The sequence below is a fragment of the Ketobacter sp. GenoA1 genome (assembly GCF_003671475.1).
Lineage (GTDB): Bacteria > Pseudomonadota > Gammaproteobacteria > Pseudomonadales > Ketobacteraceae > Ketobacter.
In genome coordinates, this window is sequence record NZ_RCHM01000042.1 from 229,696 (window position 1) to 251,958 (window position 22,263).

Sequence of the window (22,263 nt, forward strand, 5' to 3'; positions counted from 1 at the left end):
TTCTCCTCAGCTATGGTGAAGCAGGGTCTTTTTGTCGCGATCGGGTAGTTCGATTCCTTCCATGAAGCACTTTTCCTGCAGCAACTCTTTGAATTAAAAAGGCTAACGCTTTCTGGCCAAGGTCAGTCCATCGGCCACTGTCAATAAGCTCAAGTCGATTCTGGTGTCCTCTTTCAACTTGCGGTTGAGGGCTCGAATGGCGTTGGTATCCACGTCATCGACGCTGTTATCCGCCACTCTGCCGCTCCATAGGGTGTTATCCAGAAGTATCACTCCGTTGGGCCGAATCAGCTCCAGGCAGTACTCGAAATAGTGCTCATAATTCTCTTTGTCAGCGTCGATAAACGCCAGGTCAAACTCATTGCTGCGGCCGTCTTTTACAAGCTGTTGCAAGGTATCCAGTGCCGGCGCCAGTACCAGTTTGATTTTGTTCTCCACGCCGTCCCGTTGCCAGTAACGTTGGGCAATGCGGGTCCAGTGTTCGTCAATGTCACAGCAAATCATTTCGCCGTCATCTGGCAGCGCCCTAGCCATACACAGGCTGCTGTAACCGGTGAAGGTGCCCACTTCGATGATGCGTTTTGCCGACATCAGTTTCACCAGCAGGGCCATGAACTGACCTTGCTCCGGTGCGATCTGCATGCGTGCCATTTCATCTTCGGCTGTCTCGTTACGCAGGTCCTTCAGTACGCTGTCATCCCGCACCGAATGTTCGACCACATAATCGTGCAGCGCCATAAGATCCAACGTGGGTTTATTGGACATGATTGAGGCTCCTTTGACGGGGTTAAGATTCTTCCGTAACCCATTGAATGATGTGCTCACCGGAGGCGTTGATCTGCAACCACTGATCCGGATCATCACCATTGCTCCAGGCGCTTTCCACGCAGCGCACTTCACAGTGCAGTGCGGCAAAGGCTGAGCGCGCCATGGCCACATCGTCGGCCCAGGGGGTGTCTTTACTGTCGATCCAGACTGAGGTGAATCCCGTGCGACCGGCATTCAATACCACCATGCCATTGCTGGTGAGAGCATTGACACCACAGCGAAACTTACAGCCTTTTTTACTGCTGCGCACTAACTCAAAGTGGGGCAGGGAGGATGTCAGCCAGTTCATCACCGCTGCCACATCATCAATCGCCAGATAGATTTCCAGATCGTCCAGATGGGACAGGGATTCGTTGCTCATGGGTTATCGCTCCGGCGCCAGTAGGTTGACCATGATCTGTTGGTAGATCTTACTCAGGATGTCCAGATCGTCGGCCTTGATGCGTTCGTTGAGTTTGTGAATCGTGGCATTGCATGGGCCCAGTTCCACCACCTGGGCGCCGGTAGGCGCGATAAAGCGGCCATCGGAGGTGCCGCCGGAGGTGGACAGTTCGGGCTCCACGTTGGCTTCGGTGCGAATGGCGCTGACCACCGCCTGCACCAGATCACCCCGCCCTGTGAGGAAAGGCTCGCCAAACAGGGTCCATTCTATGTCGTACTCAAGGCCGTGTTCATCAAGGATTTTTTGAGTTTTTTGTTGCAATGATTGGGCGGTGTTCTCCGTGGAAAAACGAAAATTAAACACCACATCCACATGCCCAGGAATCACGTTGGTGGCACCGGTACCTGAGTTGATGTTGCTGATCTGGAACGAGGTGGGGGGGAAAAACTCGTTGCCGTTATCCCAATGTGCCTGGGCCAGAGCGTCCAGTGCCGGTGCCACCTGGTGAATGGGGTTGCGGGCCAGGTGTGGGTAAGCAACGTGGCCCTGGATACCCTTGACCACCAATTTGGCGCCCAGGGATCCCCGGCGGCCGTTTTTCACCACGTCTCCCACTTTTTCGGAGCTGGAGGGTTCGCCCACGATGCACCAGTCCATTTTTTCGTGGCGGGCCTCCAGGTGCTCCACCACTTTCACTGTGCCGTTGATGGAGGGCCCTTCTTCGTCGCTGGTAATCAGAAAAGCGATGGAACCCGTGTGCCGGGGATGTTCCGCCACGAAACGCTCACAGGCGGTGACCATGGCCGCCAGACTGCCTTTCATATCAGCAGCGCCGCGCCCGCAGAGCATGCCGTCCTCGATAACCGGTTCGAAGGGGTGATGTTGCCAGTTGTCCACCGGCCCGGTGGGGACCACATCGGTATGTCCGGCAAAGGCCAGAACCGGCCCCCGATTGCCGCGGCGGGCCCAGAAGTTGTCCACTTCACCGAAGGGCAGCCTCTCCACTTCAAAGCCGATGGCTGCCAGACGTTCGATCATGATGTTCTGGCAGTCGCAATCATCCGGGGTGACGGAAGGCTTGGCAATCAATTGCGTAGCCAGTTCTAGGGTGGGCGACAGGTCAGGCATGGATCAGGGTATCCCGGGGCTGGTTAAATGGGCCGCTATGATACCAAACCCCGAGTCGTTTACCGAATACTGTACACGAACCCGTCTAATTGAAGCCTTTGGCGGCTTCCACTTCATCCGGTAACAGGGACTTCCGGCTTTCGTAATACTTGTTCCATTCAATTTTAATGGCCCTGAGGTTGCCCTGGGTGGGCTTGGGAAAGGGCTTGATGGCTTTCAGGTCGATCCCCGCCTGCATCAGGGTGAGGGCAGCCAGTTTGATTTCCGGCAGTTCCATGTCGCGGCCGAAATAAATGATATTGGCATCTTTCTCCGGGGCTTCGTCTTCACGATAAGGCAGCACAATAAAGCCCACTTCCCGCAACGCCAGGTCCACGATGTGATTGTCTACGGTGGTAGGTATGCCTTTAATTAGCATAGGGTTACCCGGTGAGTACGTCTCCATCAAACGTTCCCGGGCCTGATGGGCCTGTTGCGCGCGCACGATGTTGGGGTTTTCACTCAACCAACCAAAGCTGATCAGCTTTTTCAGCAACGCGAGCTCTTCTTCTTTGGGGGGGCGAAGTTGCGCCAGAATCAGCGTGAGTTCATCCAGGTGACTGTATTTCCACTGCTCCATTTCCACTATGGCGGCCTCTTTTTCGGCGATGGTGGACGCTTGCTGGCTGCTGACCACATTGGCGTAAACCGCCACCAGTAACATCAGCAGGCTCAGTGTGGAGAGCACGGCTATACCGGCAATGGATTTCAGGGGTAGAAGTTTGACCGCAGCCACCAGGCCGGCAGCCAGCAGTATCAGAATCCAGGGCAGCAGATAGGGTAACGTGCTCATAGTGTCCTAAAAAATTCAGTGAATTTAATGAATTAGTATAGTCAACTCAGTGAGAACGCGAGCATCGGCCGCCAAACTGTGGGGTTACAGTGCAAAAAAGCTACGGAAATCCTGTTCCTTGAAGCCAACAAGGGTATTTTTGCCGTTGACTACCACCGGTCGTTTGATCATGGCGGGGTGTTCTACCAACAAAGAGATGGCTCGGGCTTCATCCATATTGTCCTTCACCTCATCCGGCAGTTGGCGCCAGGTGGTGCCCCGTTTGTTCAGTAAAATGTCCAGGGGCTGGGTTTTCATCCATTCCCGAATCATGGCCTCATTGATGCCGTCTTTGCGGAAATTGTGAAAGCGGTAGTCGATGCCGTTGGCATCCAGCCAGGTGCGGGCTTTTTTTACGGTGTCGCAGTTAGGGATACCATAGAGCGTGATGGTCATGGGTGCCTCGTGCCGAGGGTTGACGGATTGGTGAAAACGGGCCTCCCGCCGGTGCGGGAGGCAGGGTTGCAGGATCAGTCAGTGATGCGCAGCAGCTCGTTGATGCCCACTTTACCGCGGGTTTTTTCGTCTACTTTTTTCACAATGATGGCAGCGTACAGGCTGTATTTGCCACAGCTCGATGGTAAATTGCCGGATACCACCACCGATCCGGCCGGTACGTGGCCGTAGTGGATTTCGCCGGTTTCACGGTCATAGATGCGGGTGCTTTGACCGATGTAGACGCCCATGGAAATGACCGAACCCTCACCGACCACAACCCCTTCCACCACCTCGGAGCGGGCACCGATAAAGCAATTATCTTCGATAATGGTGGGGCCTGCCTGCAAAGGCTCGAGCACACCGCCGATGCCGACACCGCCGGACAGGTGGACGTTTTTCCCAATCTGGGCACAGGAACCAACGGTAGCCCAGGTGTCCACCATGGTACCGCTGTCCACGTAGGCACCGATGTTGACATAGGATGGCATCAGAACCACGTTGGGCGCGATGTAGCTACCGGCCCGGGCCACCGCCGGTGGCACTACCCGTACGCCGGATTCCTTGAACTGGTCGGCGCTCATGTTGGCGAATTTGGAGGGTACTTTGTCGTAGTACTGGGTGAACTGACCCTCTATGGGCGCGTTGTCGTTGATACGGAAGCTGAGCAATACGGCTTTCTTCAGCCACTGGTTCACCACCCATTCGCCGTCCAGCTTTTCAGCAACACGGGCTTCACCACTGTCCAGCATGGCCAGGGCATCGTTCACCGCAGCTTTGACACTGGCGTCAACGCTGGTGGGGGAGATGCTGGCGCGGTTTTCGAACGCGGTTTCAATAATGGATTTTAAATCGGACATGTGGGTTCTCCTGTAATGACTGTCCTGATTATGACTGGACAAATTGTTTGATTCGTTCGGCGGCTTCAATGCACTGTTCCAATGGTGCTACCAGAGCCATGCGGACCCGGTGTTCGCCCGGGTTGATGTGTTCGATGGTGCGGGAAAGATATCGGCCGGGCAGCACCGTGACGTGTTGTTGCTGAAACAGGCTGCGGGCGAAATCGGTATCGGCCGTGGGTGTTTTCGGCCACAGGTAAAAGCCGGCGTCCGGTTGCTGCACTTCCAGAACGTCACCCAGAATAGAGAGCACCGCGGTAAACTTCTGCTGGTAGAGGCGGCGGTTTTCCTGCACGTGGGATTCATCGGACCAGGCAGCAATGCTGGCCAGTTGATGTTGAACCGGCATGGCGCAACCATGATAGGTCCGGTATTGCAAAAACGCCGCCAGCAGACCGGCATCGCCGGCGACAAAACCGGAGCGCAGGCCTGGCAAATTGGAACGTTTGGACAGGCTGTGGAAAACCACGCAACGTTTGAAATCGGTACGTCCCATGGTGTTGCAGGCCTGCAACAATCCGACCGGCGGTGCAGCGTCTTCACCATAGATCTCCGAGTAGCATTCGTCGGAAGCAATGATGAAATCGTATTCATCGGCCAGCTGAATCAGTTTCTGCAGAGTGGCTTGATCGGTAACGGCCCCGGTGGGATTGCCGGGGCTGCATAAGAACAGCAGCTGACAACGCTGCCAGACGGATTCAGGGACGCTGTCGTAATCAGGAACAAAACCGTGTTCCGGCAGACAGGGCAGAAAATGGGGTTCCACACCGGCCAGATACGCCGCGCCTTCGTATATCTGATAGAAAGGATTGGGTGATACCACCAGGCCGTCTGGCTGGGTGCGGTCGGTGGCCACCTGGGTAAACGCAAACAGGGCTTCCCGGGTACCGTTGACCGGCAGTACCTGGGTATCGGGGCACAAGCCCCCCGTGTTCAGTTGGAAACGTTGTGCGGCCCAGTTGGCGATGGCCTGGCGCAACGCCGGCAGGCCCTTGGTGGTCGGGTAAACCGCCAGTTTGTCGATGTGGTCGATGATGCTCTGTTTCACAAAGGCCGGGCTTGCGTGTTTGGGTTCACCGATGGACAACGCGATGTGGGGCAGGCCGCCCTGGTGCTGGGCGCCGCTGAACAATTGAGCCAGTTTTTCAAAAGGGTAGGGTTGCAGTTTTTGCAGGTCGCTATTCATGCTCAGGGTGCCGTTTGATCCAGTTTTTCCTTGAAGTCGTGCTTCAGTTTTTCGCATAGGTTGGGGTCTTTAATCATGTCGCCATTGAGGTCGGTGATGTAAAACACGTCTTCTACCCGTTCACCCAGGGTGGCAATACGGGCATTGTGGATGGAAACATTGTTATCCAGAAAAATGCCGCCCACTTCTGCCAGCAGGCCGGGGCGATCCAGCGCCACCAGCTCCACCACCGTGTGCTCTTTTTCAATATCATTGCTGATCACTACTTCGGTGGGAATATTAAAGTGTTTCAGCGCCCGCGGCATGCGTTTGTGTACAATTTCCGGATATTTGCTGGGATCTTTCAGGGCCTTGCGTAACTTGTTAACAATCTGCTCAACCCGGGCCGGGTCATCACCAATATCGGAACCGTTTTCTTCCAGAATGATATAGGTGTCCAGGCTGAAGCCGGTGGATGAGGTGATGATTTTGGCGTCCGCAATGGTCAGGTTCAACTGGTTGAGCGCCGCCACGGTGGCGGCAAATAAATTGGGTGCGTCCTGGGTATAGATGAAGAGTTCCGCTGCGCCCTGGTAGTTGCGATCATCGGTTTTGCCCAGCAGAACCATGGGTTCATCGGAGTCACCATGCAGCAGCATGGCTTCGGTATGACGGGCCACGTCACCGTAGGTTTCCCGTAGAAAGTAATCCTCCCCCAGGTTGTCCCACAGTGCCGTTACTTTGTCGGCTTCAATCTTGCGGTTGGAAAGCAGCGCCATGGCCCGCTCTTTGGTTTCTTCAATCCACTCATCACGGTTACCCGGATTCTCCAGGCCGCGGCGCAATGCACGCCGGGCTTCCGTATACAGTTGTCGCAGCAGCGATCCACGCCAGCCGTTCCACAACTTGGGGTTGGTGGCGCAGATATCCGCCACGGTCAGTGCCTGCAGGTAATCCAGGCGCACCTGATCACCCACTTTGCAGGCAAACTCATGGATTACATCGGGGTCGGACACATCTTTCTTCTGGGAGGTAATGGACATCAGCAGATGGTTTTCCACCAACCAGGCCACCAGATTGGCGTCCCACTTGCTGAGTCGATGGTGAATGCAGAATTGATAGGCATCCACGGCCCCCAATTCAGAGTGGTCTCCGCCGCGCCCCTTGCCCAGATCATGAAATAAACCTGCTATGTAGAGCAGCTCGATCTTGGGAATGCGGTGCACGATAAAATGGGCAATGGGGAAATCCTTCTTCACCTCCGGGTGGCGGAACATGCGCAGATTGCGCAGAACATGGAGGGAGTGGGCGTCCACTGTGTAGATGTGGAACAGGTCGTACTGCATCTGGCCAATCACCTGGCCAAAGGCAGGTATATAATTGCCCAGGATGCCATAGCGCTTCATGCGATAGAACTGAGTGTAAATTTTATTGGGTGACCGCAGCAGCTCCATGAACATGGAAATATTGCGAATATCATTGCGGAAGTGCTCGTCCACCAGGTGACGGCTGTCGCGAATCAGACGAATAGTCGAGGCGCGAATGGCTTCAATGTTTTCGTTTTGCGCCAGTATCAGGAACACTTCCATCAGGGCCGAGGGTGTGCGTTGGAACACCTTGTCGTGGGTTACTTCAATAAAGCTGTTATGAATCTGGAAACGACTGTTGATGGGGGTGATGACTTCGGGTTCATCAGCCCGCAGAATGGCTTCGTCAAAATGCTGCAGCAGCATGTCATTGAGCTGGGAAATGGAAAGCGCTACCCGGTAAAAGCGCTTCATGAACTTCTCCACCGCCAGGTTGGCTTCGGAATCCCGGTAGCCCAGCATATCGGCAACGGCGCGCTGGTAATCGAACAGCAGCCGGTTTTCGCCGCGACCGGTAATCAGGTGTAATGCATAGCGCACTTCCCACAGAAACAGGTGCCCCGAATTGAGAATGTCGTATTCGTCGGCGGTCAGGAAGCCAAGGCTGACCAGCTCGCTCATGCGCTGGGCGTCAAAATGCCGCTTGGCCACCCAGCCGATATTCTGAATATCCCGCAAGCCGCCCGGAGCGCTTTTGATATCAGGCTCCAGATTGAACTCGGTATTGTTGAACTTGTCATGCCGGGCAATCTGCTCGGCCCATTTGGCGCTGAAGAAAGCCTTCGTATCCCAGATCTGGTCAGGGCCGGTAAGTTCCTGCATCGCTTCGGCCAGCTGGGGGTCACCGCACAGGGTGCGCGCTTCCATCAGGTTGGTGGCGATGGTGATATCCGCTTTCGCCAGCTCGGCGCACTGTGCCAGTGTGCGAACACTGTGGCCCACCTCCAAGCCAATATCCCACAGCTGGGTGACGAAGTCAGAAAGCTCACTGTGGTAAGGCTCGGCGCAGGCTTCATCGCGCAGCAGAATCATCAGGTCGATGTCAGAGTGGGGGTGGAGCTCGGCGCGGCCGTATCCTCCCACCGCCAGCAGGGCAATATCCTTGGACGATGAACAGGCGTAATGGGACCACAGCTGTTCCAGCAACTGGTCCATAACCCAGGCCCGGCGCCGGATGATCAGCTTGATGTTCTGCAGTTGCCGAAAGCGCTGGTTAAGAATGTCATCGGCATCCCGGATTGCCTGTTTAAAGGCGAGCGTAACAGAACCTTTCTGGTTGACCAGTTGGTTAAAACGCGCTTGTTCAAATAGCTCCGGGTCGTGCTTCAGCTCAGTAACGAGAGGGGTTTTCATAGAGGCTTAAAGGCCGCTTTCCTCTGAACGCAGGGTCAGCACCTCATAGCCGGTTTCCGTGACCAGGATGGTGTGTTCCCATTGCGCAGACAGTTTGTGGTCCTTGGTTACCACAGTCCATTTGTCCGGTAACAGTTTGGTATCACGCTTGCCTGCATTGATCATGGGCTCGATGGTGAAGATCATCCCCGCCTGCAGGACTTCCCGGGTTCCGGGTTTCCCGTAGTGTAGCACCTGGGGTTCTTCGTGGAATCCCTCGCCTATGCCATGTCCACAATATTCCCGTACCACGGAGAAATGATTGCCTTCAGCGTGTTTTTGGATGGCAGCGCCGATATCCCCCAGGTGAATTCCGGGCTTCACCATTTTTATGCCCAAATACAGGCATTCCTGAGTGATGCTCACCAGGCGCTGGGCCTGAATAGAGGGCTCTCCCACGAAAAACATCTTACTGGTGTCGCCGTGGTAGCCATCCTTGATCACTGTGATATCGATGTTGACAATATCCCCTTTTTTCAGGGTCTTCTTATCGCTGGGAATGCCGTGGCAGATGACGTGGTTTACCGAGGTGCAAATCGATTTAGGGAAGCCCTTGTAATTGAGCGGAGCGGGGATGGCTTTCTGCTCCTGCACAATGTAGTCGTGACAGATTTTGTCCAGTTCACCGGTGGTCACCCCAGGCTTGACGTAATCGCCAATCATTTCAAGGACTTCCGCTGCCAGCTTGCCGGCAACGCGCATTTTTTCAATTTGTTCTGGTGTCTTGATGATAATGGTCATGTAGTTGAAAGCCGCTCAGAATCTACTGGGTCTGGACAAAGCCCGCTATTGTACATGGCCAGCCGGGCGGGATATACCCCTGAACAATGTGGTGATGTTGGCTGAAACGGGCCGGAATTGTTGTTGTGATGGATGCTTTGTGGTATAAAGCGCCGCTCAAACAAAACCCTAAACCACACATGTTCCGTCACATGCATCAGGGTGCCCTTGGTAACGATCCGTTGCCGGGGTTGATTCATGGGGAACATGGAGGCTTAACCCGTTAAAAATCAGGAGTCTACTATGGCTACGCAAGTCAGCATGCGTGATATGTTGAAAGCCGGTGTCCACTTTGGTCACCAAACCCGTTTCTGGAATCCCAAAATGGGCGAGTTTATCTTTGGCGCCCGTAACAAGATCCACATTATCAACCTGGAACAGACAGTGCCGGCGTTCAATGACGCACTGCAGTTCATCAACAAGTTGACCTCTCACAAGAACAAAATTCTGTTTGTTGGTACCAAGCGTGCCGCCAGCAAAATCATCCAGGAGCAGGCCCGCCGTGCCGGTATGCCCTATGTTAACCATCGTTGGTTGGGTGGCATGCTCACCAACTGGAAAACCATCCGTCAGTCCATCCGTCGCCTGAAAGATCTGGAAACCCAGAGTCAGGATGGAACCTTTGACAAGCTGACCAAAAAAGAAGCTCTGATGCGCACCCGTGAAATGGAAAAACTGGAACGCAGCCTGGGCGGTATCAAAGACATGGGCGGCTTGCCCGATGCAATCTTTGTGATCGACGTGGATCACGAGCGCATTGCCGTCACCGAAGCCAATAAGCTGGGCATCCCTGTGATTGGTATCGTGGATACCAACAGCGATCCGGATGGTATCGACTACGTTATCCCCGGCAATGATGACGCCATCAAAGCGATCCAGTTGTACGTTGAGTCTGTAGCCAATGCCTGTATCGAAGGCGGCGAATACGCCAAGACCCAGGGTGGCGGCACCGCTGAAGCCGATGGCTTTGTGGAAGTTGCTGAAACCAGCGCGGAAGCCCCGGCAGCGAACTAAGCAATAGGCCGTCACATATTTGCGTTATAACAGTGATTGTTGTGACGGAGCGAAAGCGGGGGCAATGCCCCCGTTTTACCAACTGAACAGAAATCAACCAAATTCATTCAAGGTAAAGAGGAAATTCTCATGGCTGTGACTGCCGCCCAGGTAAAAGAACTTCGTGAGCGTACCGGCTTGGGCATGATGGAATGCAAAAAGGCCCTGGTGGAAACCAATGGTGATATCGAAACCGCCATTGATAACCTGCGTAAATCCGGTCAGGCCAAGGCTGCCAAAAAAGCGGGTCGAACCGCTGCAGAAGGGATTGTTGTTGCCAAGGTCTCTGCCGACGGCAAAACCGGTATTCTGCTGGAAGTAAACAGCGAAACCGACTTTGTTGCCCGCGACGACAACTTCCTCAAGTTCGCCAACGGTGTTGCTGACCGGGTTTTGGCGACCAAGGAAACCGATATGGCCAAGCTGCTTGAGACCGCCATGGAAGAGGGCGGCAGTGATTCCATCGAGACCACGCGTTCTGCCCTGGTGCAGAAGATCGGTGAGAACATTCAGGTACGCCGTACCTATGTCATGGAAAGCGAAGGTCTGGTGTCCGCCTATGTTCACAGCGGTAAAATCGGTGTATTGGTCGCTCTGAACGGCGGCAACGATGATCTGGGTAAGGATGTGGCCATGCACGTGGCGGCTTCCAACCCATTGGTGGTCAACCCTGATCAGGTGGATCAGGCGACTTTGGATAAAGAGAAGGAAATCTTCTCTGCCCAGGCGGCAGAAAGCGGTAAGCCACCTGAAATCGTAGAAAAAATGGTACAGGGCCGGATTGCCAAGTTCCTCAAAGAAGTGAGCCTGGTGGACCAGCCTTTTGTAAAAGACCCGGATACCACCGTTGGCAAACTGGTGAAAGGCGCCGGTGCTGATGTTGTTGCCTTTACCCGCATCGAAGTGGGTGAAGGGATCGAGAAAGAAGAGGTGGATTTCGCAGCTGAAGTAATGGCTCAGGCCCGCGGCGAATAAATCTCAGATTGCTCTATAAAAGGCACTCATGGACTGCGTGATACTCTCTGGGTATTATGCTCCCCCATGGGTGCCTTTTGATAACCACCTCTTTCTGCTTTAGGAGTAATGCATGCCTGCCACCGACCGTACGCCCAAGTACAAACGTATCCTCTTGAAACTCAGTGGTGAGGCCCTGATGGGCGATTTCGATTTCGGGATCGACCCCAATGTGCTGGATCGTATGGCATTGGAAATCGGCCAGTTGCGGGGAATCGGGGTTCAGGTCGGCCTCGTGGTGGGTGGCGGCAACCTGTTTCGTGGAGCTGCTCTGCAGAAAACCGGGCTGGACCGGGTCACCGGTGATCATATGGGGATGCTGGCCACCGTTATGAACGGATTGGCCATGCGCGATGCCCTGGAGCGTTCCAATATATCCACCACCCTGATGTCCGCTATCCAGATGAGCGGTGTGGTGGAGCATTACGATCGCCGCAAATCCATGCGCCTGCTGGAACAGGGCGACGTGGTGATTTTCGCTGCGGGCACCGGTAACCCGTTTTTTACCACGGACTCCGCCGCCTGCCTGCGGGGAATCGAAGTGGAGGCGGATGCGGTGTTCAAGGCAACCAAGGTCGATGGTGTATACGATTCCGATCCGGTGGTGAACCCGGAAGCAGCCAAGTACGATCGCCTGACTTATGATGAAGTGCTTGAAAAAAAGCTGGGAGTCATGGATCTTACTGCCATCTGTTTGTGCCGGGATCACGATATGCCGGTGCGCGTGTTCAACATGAATCAACCGGGTTCATTGCTTACCGTAACCTTGGGTGGAGCCGACGGAACCCTCATTGAAAAAGGATAAAGGCCGTGATTGAAGACATTAAAAAAGATGCCGAAGCCCGCATGAAAAAATCGTTGGAGGCCCTGGGAAACGCCTTCAAAAAGATTCGTACCGGTCGTGCACACCCCAGTATTCTCGATGGGGTAATGGTGTCCTACTACGGTGCCGATACGCCGCTTAAACAGGTCGCCAACATCAATATTGAAGATGGCCGTACCCTGGCGGTGAGCGCCTGGGAGAAGCACCTGATTCCCGAAATAGAAAAAGCCATCATGAAAGCCGATCTGGGTTTGAACCCCAGCAGCAATGGTGAATTGATTCGGGTGCCCATGCCACCGTTGACGGAGCAGACCCGTAAGGAAATGGCCAAACTGTGCAAGGCAGAAGCCGAGCAGGGGCGTGTTTCCATTCGCAGTATTCGTCGCGATGCCAACAGTGATCTGAAGGATTTGCTGAAAGAGAAAGAAATTAGCGAAGACGAAGAACGTAAAGGGCAGGACGACATTCAGAAATTAACCGACAAATACGTTGCGTTGATTGAAGACATGCTGAAAACAAAAGAAGCGGACTTGATGGAAGTTTGAGTCCAGGTCATTTCTCCGGGCGGCGGTCTTCATTCAGCCGCCCGCGACTTTCCGTAAAACCAGAGGATCACTGTGAAAGTACAATCTTCTGCGCCGGATCTGGAATCGGTCCAGTCCTCCATTCCTCGTCATGTGGCCATCATCATGGATGGCAACAATCGTTGGGCCAGGCAGCGTGGCCTGCGTGGCGTTGAAGGCCATAAGCAAGGCGCGAAAACCGTTCGTGACACCGTGGAAAACTGTGCCAGGGCCGGGGTGGAAGTCCTCACCGTCTACGCCTTTAGCAGCGAAAACTGGCGTCGCCCGCAGGATGAGGTCAATGCCCTGATGAACCTGTTTTTGGAAGCGCTGGCGGATGAGGTGCCGGACCTTCATAAAAACGGCATTCGTCTGGTGTTCATTGGTGATCTGTCGGCCTTCAGTGATGAGCTGAGGGATAAAATGCAGCAGGCCATGAAGCAGACCGTTGGCAACAAGCAGATGGTATTTGCCGTTGCGGTCAATTATGGTGGGCAGTGGGATATTGCCAATGCGGCGCAACAGCTGGCGCGGCAGGTCAAGAGCGGTGGCTTGGAACCGGAGGCTATTTCACCTGAGTTGCTGCAGCAAAAGGTCGCATTGGCTGAATTTCCTCCACCTGATCTCTGTATTCGTACCGGTGGCGAACACCGTATCAGTAATTTCCTGTTGTGGCAGCTGGCCTACGCCGAGCTGTATTTCACCGATGTGTACTGGCCCGATTTTGATGACGCAGCCTTGCATGAGGCGTTTGCCGACTATCAACGGCGCCAACGGCGGTTTGGGCGTACCAGTGAACAAGTAGAAGCGAGCCAACAATAATATGCTGAAACAGAGAATCATAACCGCGTTGGTTCTTTTGCCCCTGGTTCTTGGGGCAATTTTTTATTTATCAACGCCGTGGTTTGCTGTCGCAATGGTGGTGCCTGTGACCCTGGCGGCCTGGGAATGGGCCAATATTATGGGCATTCACCGTCAGTCCGGCCGGGTGGCCTATGCCGCGTTGGTGCTGGCGGGGATGGCGCTGGAATACTGGTTGAATCTGGATTGGGTACTGGCACTGTCGGTTATCTGGTGGTCGCTGGCCATCGCGATGGTGCGGGTCTACCCACAGCAAGTGGCCGTGTGGTCCGGGCCATTCACCCAGGGCGCCATCGGCCTGTTGGTGTTACTCCCTGCGTGGTGGGGATTGGTGGTGTTGCATCGGCAGGAGGGTGGCTCCTGGTGGATGCTGTACGCGTTTCTTCTGGTGTGGGGCGCGGATACCGGCGCGTATTTTGCCGGGCGTGCCTTGGGCAAAAACAAGCTGGCTCCCAGGGTCAGCCCGGGTAAAACCATCGAGGGGTTGCTGGGCGGCCTGCTGGTGACTGCTGTCATCGCATTGTTGGTGGCCACCCAAACCGCGGCGCTGCAGACCATCAGTCTGTGGTGGTTTATGCTGGTGAGCCTGGTGGCGGTGGTGGGCTCCGTGTTTGGCGACCTCGCCGAAAGTATGTTTAAACGTCATCGCGGCCTCAAGGACAGTAGCCAGATTCTTCCCGGGCATGGTGGTATTCTAGACCGGATCGACAGTATCACGGCAGCGGTCCCACTGTTTGCAGCCGGCATGTTATTGCTGGGTGCATTTCATTGACGGTTCCAGACATGTCCACAGTACAAAACATAACGGTGCTGGGCAGCACCGGTTCAATTGGCGTCAGCACCCTGGATGTGCTCAGGCAGCACAGGGGGCGTTATCGGGCTTTTGCCCTGACAGCCCACACCAATGTAGACGATCTGTTCCGACAGGTGCTGGAGTTCATGCCCCGTTATGCGGTGTTGCTGGAGGATTCCCGGGCCGAGGAGCTGCGGAACCGTTTGCGGCAGGCAGGGTCTGATACCGAAGTCCTGGCCGGTATGGACGGTTTGGTAGCGGTGGCCGAGCACGCCGATGTGGATCAGGTGATGGCCGCCATTGTCGGGGCTGCGGGCCTGTTGCCCACTCTGGCGGCGGTACGTTCCGGCAAGCGTGTGTTGCTTGCCAATAAAGAAGCCCTGGTGATGAGTGGGCAGCTGTTTATGTCGGCGGTTAAGCGCAGTGGCGCGGAGTTGTTGCCCATCGACAGCGAGCATAACGCCATCTTTCAATGTATGCCGGTGGATTTTGCAGATGGCCTGGGCCGGAAAGGGGTGTCTCGTATACTGCTCACCGGGTCCGGGGGGCCGTTTCGCCAACTACCGCTGGCTCAGTTCGCCGAGGTAACCCCGGAGCAGGCCTGCGCCCACCCCAATTGGTCCATGGGGCGCAAAATCTCCGTGGATTCGGCCACCATGATGAACAAAGGGCTGGAATTTATAGAAGCCTGCTGGTTGTTTTCCGCTTCCGTGGATCAGGTGCAGGTGGTGGTACACCCACAAAGTGTGATCCATTCCATGGTCCAATACGTGGATGGATCGGTGCTGGCCCAGATGGGAAATCCGGACATGCGGACCCCCATTGCCTTTGGTTTGGGCTGGCCTGAACGGATCGCGTCGGGGGTTGCGCCCCTGGACCTGGTTGACGTGGCCCGGTTGGATTTCCAGCAGCCAGATGAAGGGCGTTTCCCTTGTCTGCGCTTGGCCCGCGAGGCAATGATGGCCGGCAAAACGGCGTCGGTGGTACTGAATGCCGCCAATGAGGTGGCGGTGGATGCGTTCTTGGCCGGGCGCGTGCGCTTCACCGCAATACCCGCCGTGATTGAAAGTGTATTAGGCAGGATGACATTGGTGGAAGCAGTGGATATTGATACTATCCTAAGGGCTGATCAAGCGGCTCGGGAGATGGCCCATGGGCTTCTTACCCAGCAAGCCAAGTGATCGGTTTTAGCTGATACAACAACGAGATAGAGGCTGATTTGTTCGATTTTATACAAACCCTGTTGGCTTTCGTGGTCACCCTTGGGCTGCTGATTTTTGTGCATGAGTACGGCCACTTCTGGGTAGCCCGCCGTTGCGGCGTCAGGGTGATCCGGTTTTCCATTGGCTTTGGTCAGCCCCTTGTAAAGTGGCACGACAAACACGGCACGGAGTTTGTGGTGGCGGCATTGCCGCTGGGCGGCTTCGTGAAAATGCTGGGTGAACCGGGCAGTGACGTCCAGGACCAGCACCGTGGCCAGTCCTTTGCCCATAAATCGGTATTCCAGCGTTTTGCCATCGTCTCCGCCGGCCCCATCGTAAATCTGGTTTTTGCTGTATTTCTATACTGGATGCTGTTCCTCTCCGGTGTGACCTCCCTGGTCCCTTATGTGGGTGATGTTGAGGCGGAAGGACAAGCCGCCAAAGCCGGCTTCCAGACCATGGATGAAATCGTTGCAGTGGATGGAGATACCACCGAAAGCTGGGATGATGTCACCATGGCGTTGATTTCGCGCATCGGCGAAAGCGGGCAGGTAAGCTTTACCGTTCGACCCGAGGGCAGCAGTGGCACCGTGGTGCGCCAGATAGAACTGCAGGACTGGATGCGCGGGCAAGAGAAAACGCACCCCTTAAAACTGTTGGGTATAGAGCCCTATTTTCCCGAGATTCCACCGGTGGTGGGCGAGCTGGTTGAAGGCCGGGCCGCCCAGGCCCAGGGTATGCAACCCGGTGACCGGGTGGTGGCCGTTAATGGTGTGGAAATACTGACCTGGAAAGAATGGGTGGAGCTGATACGGCAGAATCCGGGTGTGAGTATGCAGGTGCTGGTGGATCGGGCCGGCAGTGAAGTGGCCCTGACTATTACCCCGGAGTCGGTGATGGGCGACGATGGCAGTGAGTTTGGGCAGATTGGTGCGGCCAACGCCACTGAGTTTTCTGAATATCCGGACTTTATGATCCGTGAACTGGAATATGGCCCAGTGGCTGCGGTGGGCAAGTCCCTGTCCTACGCCTGGTCCCGCATTGAACTAACCATACTCTCCATTGCCAAAATGGTGACCGGTAAGATCTCGCTGGAAAACCTCAGCGGCCCCATAACCATCGCCAAAGTGGCCGGAGACAGCGCCAGCTATGGGCTGGAGTCATTTCTACACTTCATGGCCTATTTAAGTATCAGCCTCGGGGTGTTAAATTTGCTGCCCATTCCCGTTTTGGATGGTGGGCACTTAATGTACTATCTCGTTGAAATGATAAAAGGAAGCCCGGTATCGGAGAAGGCCCAAGCGTTGGGAAACAGCTTGGGGCTTGGCTTGCTGGTCATGTTTATGGGACTTGCATTTTATAACGATATTATGGGGCTTTGATCCCGCCTTTTGGACCTATAGAAATTCCTGCGGACTTGAGCGTTAAATGAATCGAATTACAAGATCAGTGCTGGTGTTGTGGATGGCTTTTCTGGCAAACACAGCGATGGCGGATTCCTTCATCATAAAAGACATTCGGATTGAAGGCTTGCAACGTATCTCCGCCGGGGCCGTATTCAACGTGCTGCCGCTACAGGTTGGGGATCAGGTGGATGAGAACAGCCTGGCCAGGTCGGCACGCATTCTGTTTAAAACCGGCAACTTTCAAGACATCAATCTGCTGAGAGAAGACGATATCCTGATCATTCAGGTGAGTGAGCGGCCGTCCATCGCCAGCATTGAACTGGATGGCAACAAATCCATAGAGACCGAAAACCTGATGGAAGGCCTGTCCCAGGCCGGACTCAGCGAAGGCAGTGTCTTTCAGCGGGTGACGCTGGATCGTCTGAAAGTGGAACTGGAACGTCAGTATATTGCTCAGGGGCGATACGGAGCGCGGGTGGAACCGGCAGTCAAACCTCTGCCCCGCAACCGGGTTGCCATCGATATCACCATCAAAGAAGGGGACGTGGCCACCATTTCCGGTGTGGACATCGTGGGCAATTCCGTTTTCGCCGACGACATTCTGGTGGATGAGTTCGAATTGAAAGAATCCCACATGTTCTCGTTTTTCAAAGGGGACGATAAGTATTCCCGCGAGAAACTGTCCGGCGATCTGGAAAAGCTGACCTCCTATTACCAGGATCGGGGTTACGTGAATTTCCGGGTTGAATCCACCCAGGTTTCAGTGACCCCGGATAAGTCCGAGGTGTACATCACTGTCAATATTTCCGAAGGTGAGCGCTTCACGGTTAATGAGGTCAAGCTTACCGGCGATCTCAAAGTACCGGAGGCGGATTTGCAGCGCCTGATACTGCTGAAACCGGGGCAAACCTTCTCCCGGGCGCTGGTGACCACCTCCAACGAGCTGATCTCCCGCCGGCTGGGCAACGAAGGTTACACCTTTGCCAATGTCAATGGTGTCCCGTCCATATCACCTAATGCAGACAATACGGTCGATGTCACATTTTATGTGGATGCCGGCACCCGGGTTTATGTGCGGCGTATCAATTTCTTTGGCAATACCAAAACCCGGGACGAAGTTCTGCGCCGCGAAATGCGTCAGATGGAGGGATCGTGGGCTTCCGGGCAACTGATTGAAAACTCAAAGGTCAGATTGGAACGGCTGGGCTACTTCAAAGGGGTCACCGTGGAGACGCCTCGTGTACCCGGGGAGGAGGATCAGGTTGACGTCCATTATAATGTGGAAGAACAGCCTTCAGGGTCCATTGGTGCCAGCGTAGGTTATCAGCAGGGTACCGGCTTTGTGTTTGGTGCCAATCTTTCCCAGACCAACTTTCTGGGCACCGGAAACCGGGTCACCATTGCCGCCAATCGCAGTGATATCCGTGACAGTGTCAGCTTTTCGTTCCTTGATCCTTATTACACCATCGATGGGGTATCCCGCGGATTTTCGCTGTTCTACCAGCAAACCGACATCAGCGAAGACGATGTCATATCGAATTGGGCTTCGGACCGTTTCGGGGGCAATCTCACCTTTGGTTATCCCACCAGCGATATCTCCAGGTTGAGTTTCGGGGTCGGCTTCGAGAACGTGACGGTCTATGCCAGTCGGCGTTCTCCCCTTCAGGTGTGGAGCCTGGTGGGTTACGATTTGTATGCAGCCAACGTTGAAGGAAAGTTTACCCAGTCTGAAGAGTTCACCAATTTCCCGCTCACCGGAACCTGGAGTATCAGCACTCTCAACCGGGGCGTGTTTGCTACCCGGGGCTCTTCCCACAGTGTATCACTGCAGGTCTCCTCTCCCGGCAGTGATCTTGAGTACTTCAAAACCAGCCTGCAGTCGCAGAAGTATTTCCCATTGACCCAGGATTGGACATTGCGTCTGCGTTCCGAGCTGGGCTACCTGGATGCCTATGGTGAGGACGAGCTGCCGCCGTTCTATGAACATTACTATGCTGGTGGCTTCGGCTCCATTCGGGGGTATGAAGATCGCTCCCTAGGGCCGCGTGAAATCCAGTCGGCCTACGATTTCGGCTCACCCAGGGCCATCGGTGGTAACTTCCTGGCGGAAGGCAGTGCGGAACTTATCTTCCCCATGCCCTTTGTAAAAGACAGCCGATCCTTCCGCACCATGTTCTTTGTGGATGCCGGGAACGTGTTTGATACCCACCGCAAAGACGAGTATGGTTTTGAGCTGGATGAAATGCGGATGTCGGCTGGTATCGCCTTGTCATGGATCACGGGAATTGGCCCATTATCATTCAGCCTGTCGAAGGCATTCAATGATCAGCCCGGTGATGATGTGCAATCGTTCCAGTTCTCGCTGGGGCAACCATTCTAAAAACGAACACAGGTTAAAGAGGTTTATTGTGAAAAAGTTTCTGGTAGTGTTTTTCGGCTTGATGATGGCTCAGTCCCTGTTGGCGGCAGAGTCAGCAAACATCGTGACAGTGGATGTGTTGCGTGCGGTAATGTCCACGGAAGAGGGTAAAATCAAGGTAGAAAAGCTCAAAGGCGAGTTTGAGAAAGAGAAAGCCGGTCTCGAGGCCCTCAATATGAAAGGCAAGAATCTGCAGGAACGGATTCAGAAAGACGGCGCAGTGATGTCTGCCGAAGAGCGTCACAAGATGGAAAAGGAATTGATGGAAATCGCTCAGGAGCTGAAGTTCAAGGAACAGCAGTTGAAGCAAAGTGGTCAGGCAGACCAGCGTCAAGTGGTTGAATCCATGCTGCCCAAGTTCCAGCAGGCGATGAAGGATATTATTGCCGAGCAGAAGATAGATATGGTGCTGCGCCGCGAAGCGGTACTGGATATGAACCCTAAATTGGACATTACCGATTTGGTGGTTGAAAAAATGAATAACATCAAGAACTAGACAGAGCAACGCTGGAATCGATGGTGAAGCCAACGAAGCGGGAATCCTGGAGCCTGGGAGAGCTGGCCGCAGCGCTTGATGTGGAGCTGAAGGGCGACCCTGCCCGGCAGGTTTATGGGCTGGCCACATTGGGCTCGGCCGGTGACGGACAACTCAGTTTTCTTGCCAATCCCCTCTATCGCGGACAATTGGCCCAAACCAGGGCCAGTGCAGTTATTCTTCAGCCTCAGTTCGTGGACGAATGCCCTACCGCAGTGTTGATTGCAGACAACCCCTATCTGGTCTATTCCCGGGTATCCCATTTCTTTGATCACCGGCCAAAGCCCGATGAAGGGGTTCACAGTACGGCCTTTGTGTCTGGGAGTGCGGTTTTGGGTGCCGGTTGTCGAATAGGGCCAAATGCAGTTATCGAATCCGGCGCTGTGCTGGGCCAGAACGTTGAAGTCGGTGCCGGTTGCGTTATTGGTGCCAACTGCATCATCGGCAAAGATTGCCTGTTTCATGCCAATGTCACACTGTACCATGGGGTCAAGGTGGGTGAGCGCTGTACCTTCCACAGTGGTGTGGTTGTAGGGGCAGACGGGTTCGGCTTTGCCAATGAACAGGGCCGGTGGAAGAAGATTGCCCAGTTGGGCGCAGTCACCATCGGCAACGATGTGGACGTGGGCGCCAATACCACCATCGATCGCGGTGCCCTCCAGGATACTGTGATTGGCAATGGTGTCATTTTGGATAACCAGATTCAGATCGCCCATAACGTGGAAATCGGTGAGGGTACGGCCATTGCCGGATGCACCGGGATTGCGGGCAGTACCAAAATTGGTAAATACTGCACCATTGCAGGCGCAGTTGGTATCGCCGGGCACCTCGAAATCGCCGACCGGGTGCACCTGACCATGCGCAGTGCGATCACCAAGAGTGTCACTGAGCCTGGCTCCTATTCCTCTGGAACGGCGATGTCCACCACCGCGCAATGGCGCAAAAACGCTGCCCGGTTTCGTCACCTGGATGACATGGCACGCAAACTGAACCGGTTGGAAAAGCAGTTGCAGGCCCTACAGTCGGATAAGCAGTAGTACATATCGTGTTACGTTAATTGGCGTGATTTGGCGCTGGAATAGCCCTAAGCTAGTGATTTACAATGAGATAAATCCCACCGATTGAACTATGATGAATATTAACGAAATCAAGGAAATTCTTCCCCATCGCGCACCCTTTCTGCAAGTGGACCGGGTGCTCGAGTTGGTGGAGGGTGAGTATATTGTTGCTGTGCGAGGCATCTCCAATAATGAACCGGTATTCGAGGGGCATTTCCCGGATAACCCGATTTTCCCCGGGGTGTTGATTATTGAAGCCATGGCGCAGACTGCTGGTTTGCTGGCGTTTAAAACCGTAGGGCAGAAAGCGGAAGCCAACAAGGTCTATGTGGTCGCCTCCGTGGATAAAACCAAATTCCGCCGATCTGTGGCACCCGGTGAGCAACTGGAAATTCGGGCGACCATCAAGGCCAGGAAACGCACCATATGGAAATTCCATGCGGTGGCAACGGTGGATGGTGAGGAAGTCGCTATATCTGATATAACCTGTGCAGAAAGGGATTTATAGATTGATCCACCCTCAAGCTGTCATTGATCCAAAAGCTGAACTGGCTTCTGATGTAGAGGTCGGGCCTTTCACCTATATCGGCCCTGGTGTTGAAATCGATTCCGGCACCTTGATTCACTCCCATGCGTGCATTAAAGGGCCCACCAGGATTGGTAAGCGCAACCGGATTTTTCAGTTCGCCTCCATCGGTGAAGATTGTCAGGACAAGAAATACAAGGGCGAGCCCACCAGTCTTGAAATCGGTGACGACAACCACTTTCGCGAGTGTTGTACCATACACCGGGGTACGGTGCAGGATGAGGGCATCACCCGCATCGGTCATCGCAATCTGGTCATGTCCTATGTGCACATAGCCCACGATTGTCAGATCGGGCACGATAATATTTTTGCCAATAACGCCACCATGGCCGGGCATGTTCATGTGGCCCACGATGTCATCTTTGCCGGCTTTTCCGGAGCACATCAGTTCTGCCATGTAGGGCCATATGCCATGTTGGGAATGGGAGCGTTGACCGGCAAGGACGTGCCCGCCTTTATGATGGTGGCGGGGAATCCGGCCCGGCCTGCCGGCATGAACTTTGAAGGCATGCGGCGCCGCATGTTCAGTAAAGAATCCATGTCCATCCTCAAGGATGCCTACAAGACGGTTTATATGCGTGGTTTGAAGCTGGAGCAGGCGATTGTACAGTTGGAAAGTAAATCCCATGATCCCTATCTGCAGTTATTCATTGATTCCATAAAACGATCCAATCGTGGTATTGCCCGCTAATTCAGGTGCCCC

22 protein-coding genes are annotated in these 22,263 nt (G+C 54.5%); 13 read left to right on the forward strand and 9 right to left on the reverse strand.

The window, feature by feature from the left end; translation table 11 throughout:
- Window positions 1–102: 102 nt before the first annotated feature.
- From D9N13_RS15120 to map, 9 genes are all read right to left on the reverse strand, one after another.
- Window positions 103–765, reverse strand: coding sequence for an O-methyltransferase (locus D9N13_RS15120; protein ID WP_290591802.1), 663 nt, complete (start codon window positions 763–765; stop codon window positions 103–105).
- 22 nt (window positions 766–787) lie between these two features.
- Window positions 788–1,189, reverse strand: a complete 402-nt coding sequence (locus D9N13_RS15125; protein WP_290591803.1) for a hypothetical protein — start codon at window positions 1,187–1,189, stop codon at window positions 788–790.
- 3 nt (window positions 1,190–1,192) lie between these two features.
- Entirely contained in the window at window positions 1,193–2,338 is a 1,146-nt protein-coding gene (dapE, locus tag D9N13_RS15130) for a succinyl-diaminopimelate desuccinylase (RefSeq protein ID WP_290591805.1), read from the reverse strand.
- 85 nt (window positions 2,339–2,423) lie between these two features.
- Complete coding sequence (locus tag D9N13_RS15135; protein WP_290591807.1) at window positions 2,424–3,170, reverse strand: hypothetical protein; 747 nt, start codon at window positions 3,168–3,170, stop codon at window positions 2,424–2,426.
- A gap of 84 nt (window positions 3,171–3,254) precedes the next feature.
- Window positions 3,255–3,605, reverse strand: coding sequence for an ArsC family reductase (locus D9N13_RS15140; RefSeq protein ID WP_290591808.1), 351 nt, complete (start codon window positions 3,603–3,605; stop codon window positions 3,255–3,257).
- Window positions 3,606–3,679: 74 nt separating this feature from the next.
- Window positions 3,680–4,504 (reverse strand): 2,3,4,5-tetrahydropyridine-2,6-dicarboxylate N-succinyltransferase, encoded by an 825-nt coding sequence (gene dapD, locus D9N13_RS15145; protein ID WP_290591810.1) that lies wholly within the window; start codon window positions 4,502–4,504, stop codon window positions 3,680–3,682.
- Between the two features lie 28 nt (window positions 4,505–4,532).
- The gene (gene dapC / locus D9N13_RS15150) at window positions 4,533–5,729 is read right to left on the reverse strand and encodes a succinyldiaminopimelate transaminase (protein WP_290591812.1); all 1,197 of its coding nucleotides are present in this window, start codon (window positions 5,727–5,729) and stop codon (window positions 4,533–4,535) included.
- Window positions 5,730–5,731: 2 nt separating this feature from the next.
- Window positions 5,732–8,428, reverse strand: a complete 2,697-nt coding sequence (locus D9N13_RS15155; protein WP_290591814.1) for a [protein-PII] uridylyltransferase — start codon at window positions 8,426–8,428, stop codon at window positions 5,732–5,734.
- Between the two features lie 6 nt (window positions 8,429–8,434).
- Entirely contained in the window at window positions 8,435–9,208 is a 774-nt protein-coding gene (gene map / locus D9N13_RS15160) for a type I methionyl aminopeptidase (RefSeq protein ID WP_290591816.1), read from the reverse strand.
- A gap of 282 nt (window positions 9,209–9,490) precedes the next feature.
- Between map and rpsB the strand changes: the two genes are divergently transcribed.
- The 13 genes from rpsB (at window position 9,491) to lpxA (ending at window position 22,251) form a co-directional block, all read left to right on the forward strand.
- On the forward strand, window positions 9,491–10,261 hold the full coding sequence (gene rpsB, locus D9N13_RS15165; protein WP_290591818.1) for a 30S ribosomal protein S2: 771 nt from the start codon (window positions 9,491–9,493) through the stop codon (window positions 10,259–10,261).
- Window positions 10,262–10,390: 129 nt separating this feature from the next.
- Entirely contained in the window at window positions 10,391–11,275 is an 885-nt protein-coding gene (tsf, locus tag D9N13_RS15170) for a translation elongation factor Ts (protein ID WP_290591820.1), read from the forward strand.
- Between the two features lie 112 nt (window positions 11,276–11,387).
- Complete coding sequence (gene pyrH / locus D9N13_RS15175; RefSeq protein ID WP_290591822.1) at window positions 11,388–12,119, forward strand: UMP kinase; 732 nt, start codon at window positions 11,388–11,390, stop codon at window positions 12,117–12,119.
- Window positions 12,120–12,124: 5 nt separating this feature from the next.
- Window positions 12,125–12,682, forward strand: a complete 558-nt coding sequence (gene frr, locus D9N13_RS15180; RefSeq protein ID WP_290591824.1) for a ribosome recycling factor — start codon at window positions 12,125–12,127, stop codon at window positions 12,680–12,682.
- Between the two features lie 99 nt (window positions 12,683–12,781).
- Window positions 12,782–13,522, forward strand: coding sequence for a polyprenyl diphosphate synthase (gene uppS, locus D9N13_RS15185; RefSeq protein ID WP_317622524.1), 741 nt, complete (start codon window positions 12,782–12,784; stop codon window positions 13,520–13,522).
- Window position 13,523: 1 nt separating this feature from the next.
- Window positions 13,524–14,333, forward strand: coding sequence for a phosphatidate cytidylyltransferase (locus D9N13_RS15190; protein WP_290591828.1), 810 nt, complete (start codon window positions 13,524–13,526; stop codon window positions 14,331–14,333).
- An 11-nt stretch (window positions 14,334–14,344) separates the two neighbouring features.
- Window positions 14,345–15,535, forward strand: a complete 1,191-nt coding sequence (gene ispC, locus D9N13_RS15195; RefSeq protein ID WP_290591830.1) for a 1-deoxy-D-xylulose-5-phosphate reductoisomerase — start codon at window positions 14,345–14,347, stop codon at window positions 15,533–15,535.
- A gap of 38 nt (window positions 15,536–15,573) precedes the next feature.
- The gene (gene rseP / locus D9N13_RS15200) at window positions 15,574–16,938 is read left to right on the forward strand and encodes an RIP metalloprotease RseP (protein WP_290591832.1); all 1,365 of its coding nucleotides are present in this window, start codon (window positions 15,574–15,576) and stop codon (window positions 16,936–16,938) included.
- Between the two features lie 46 nt (window positions 16,939–16,984).
- Window positions 16,985–19,342 carry an outer membrane protein assembly factor BamA gene (bamA, locus tag D9N13_RS15205; protein ID WP_290591834.1) on the forward strand — a complete coding sequence of 786 codons (2,358 nt, stop codon included), beginning with the start codon at window positions 16,985–16,987 and terminating at the stop codon, window positions 19,340–19,342.
- A gap of 28 nt (window positions 19,343–19,370) precedes the next feature.
- Window positions 19,371–19,877: an OmpH family outer membrane protein gene (locus tag D9N13_RS15210; protein ID WP_290591836.1), complete on the forward strand. Its 507-nt coding sequence runs from the start codon at window positions 19,371–19,373 to the stop codon at window positions 19,875–19,877.
- 20 nt (window positions 19,878–19,897) lie between these two features.
- Window positions 19,898–20,953, forward strand: coding sequence for a UDP-3-O-(3-hydroxymyristoyl)glucosamine N-acyltransferase (gene lpxD, locus D9N13_RS15215; protein ID WP_290591838.1), 1,056 nt, complete (start codon window positions 19,898–19,900; stop codon window positions 20,951–20,953).
- 91 nt (window positions 20,954–21,044) lie between these two features.
- Window positions 21,045–21,482, forward strand: coding sequence for a 3-hydroxyacyl-ACP dehydratase FabZ (gene fabZ, locus D9N13_RS15220; RefSeq protein ID WP_290591840.1), 438 nt, complete (start codon window positions 21,045–21,047; stop codon window positions 21,480–21,482).
- A 1-nt stretch (window position 21,483) separates the two neighbouring features.
- Window positions 21,484–22,251, forward strand: a complete 768-nt coding sequence (gene lpxA / locus D9N13_RS15225) for an acyl-ACP--UDP-N-acetylglucosamine O-acyltransferase (RefSeq protein WP_290591842.1) — start codon at window positions 21,484–21,486, stop codon at window positions 22,249–22,251.
- Window positions 22,252–22,263 lie beyond the last annotated feature (12 nt).

Bases quoted from the DNA above. Each gene is read 5' to 3' on its own strand.
- D9N13_RS15190 (WP_290591828.1), top strand. From the start codon at position 13,524: ATGCTGAAACAGAGAATCATAACCGCGTTGGTTCTTTTGCCCCTGGTT.
- dapE (WP_290591805.1), bottom strand. From the start codon at position 2,338: ATGCCTGACCTGTCGCCCACCCTAGAACTGGCTACGCAATTGATTGCC.
- D9N13_RS15135 (WP_290591807.1), bottom strand. From the start codon at position 3,170: ATGAGCACGTTACCCTATCTGCTGCCCTGGATTCTGATACTGCTGGCT.
- dapD (WP_290591810.1), bottom strand. From the start codon at position 4,504: ATGTCCGATTTAAAATCCATTATTGAAACCGCGTTCGAAAACCGCGCC.
- tsf (WP_290591820.1), top strand. From the start codon at position 10,391: ATGGCTGTGACTGCCGCCCAGGTAAAAGAACTTCGTGAGCGTACCGGC.
- D9N13_RS15140 (WP_290591808.1), bottom strand. From the start codon at position 3,605: ATGACCATCACGCTCTATGGTATCCCTAACTGCGACACCGTAAAAAAA.
- D9N13_RS15125 (WP_290591803.1), bottom strand. From the start codon at position 1,189: ATGAGCAACGAATCCCTGTCCCATCTGGACGATCTGGAAATCTATCTG.
- map (WP_290591816.1), bottom strand. From the start codon at position 9,208: ATGACCATTATCATCAAGACACCAGAACAAATTGAAAAAATGCGCGTT.
- rpsB (WP_290591818.1), top strand. From the start codon at position 9,491: ATGGCTACGCAAGTCAGCATGCGTGATATGTTGAAAGCCGGTGTCCAC.
- D9N13_RS15155 (WP_290591814.1), bottom strand. From the start codon at position 8,428: ATGAAAACCCCTCTCGTTACTGAGCTGAAGCACGACCCGGAGCTATTT.
- pyrH (WP_290591822.1), top strand. From the start codon at position 11,388: ATGCCTGCCACCGACCGTACGCCCAAGTACAAACGTATCCTCTTGAAA.
- lpxD (WP_290591838.1), top strand. From the start codon at position 19,898: ATGGTGAAGCCAACGAAGCGGGAATCCTGGAGCCTGGGAGAGCTGGCC.
- fabZ (WP_290591840.1), top strand. From the start codon at position 21,045: ATGATGAATATTAACGAAATCAAGGAAATTCTTCCCCATCGCGCACCC.
- bamA (WP_290591834.1), top strand. From the start codon at position 16,985: ATGAATCGAATTACAAGATCAGTGCTGGTGTTGTGGATGGCTTTTCTG.
- dapC (WP_290591812.1), bottom strand. From the start codon at position 5,729: ATGAATAGCGACCTGCAAAAACTGCAACCCTACCCTTTTGAAAAACTG.
- D9N13_RS15120 (WP_290591802.1), bottom strand. From the start codon at position 765: ATGTCCAATAAACCCACGTTGGATCTTATGGCGCTGCACGATTATGTG.
- ispC (WP_290591830.1), top strand. From the start codon at position 14,345: ATGTCCACAGTACAAAACATAACGGTGCTGGGCAGCACCGGTTCAATT.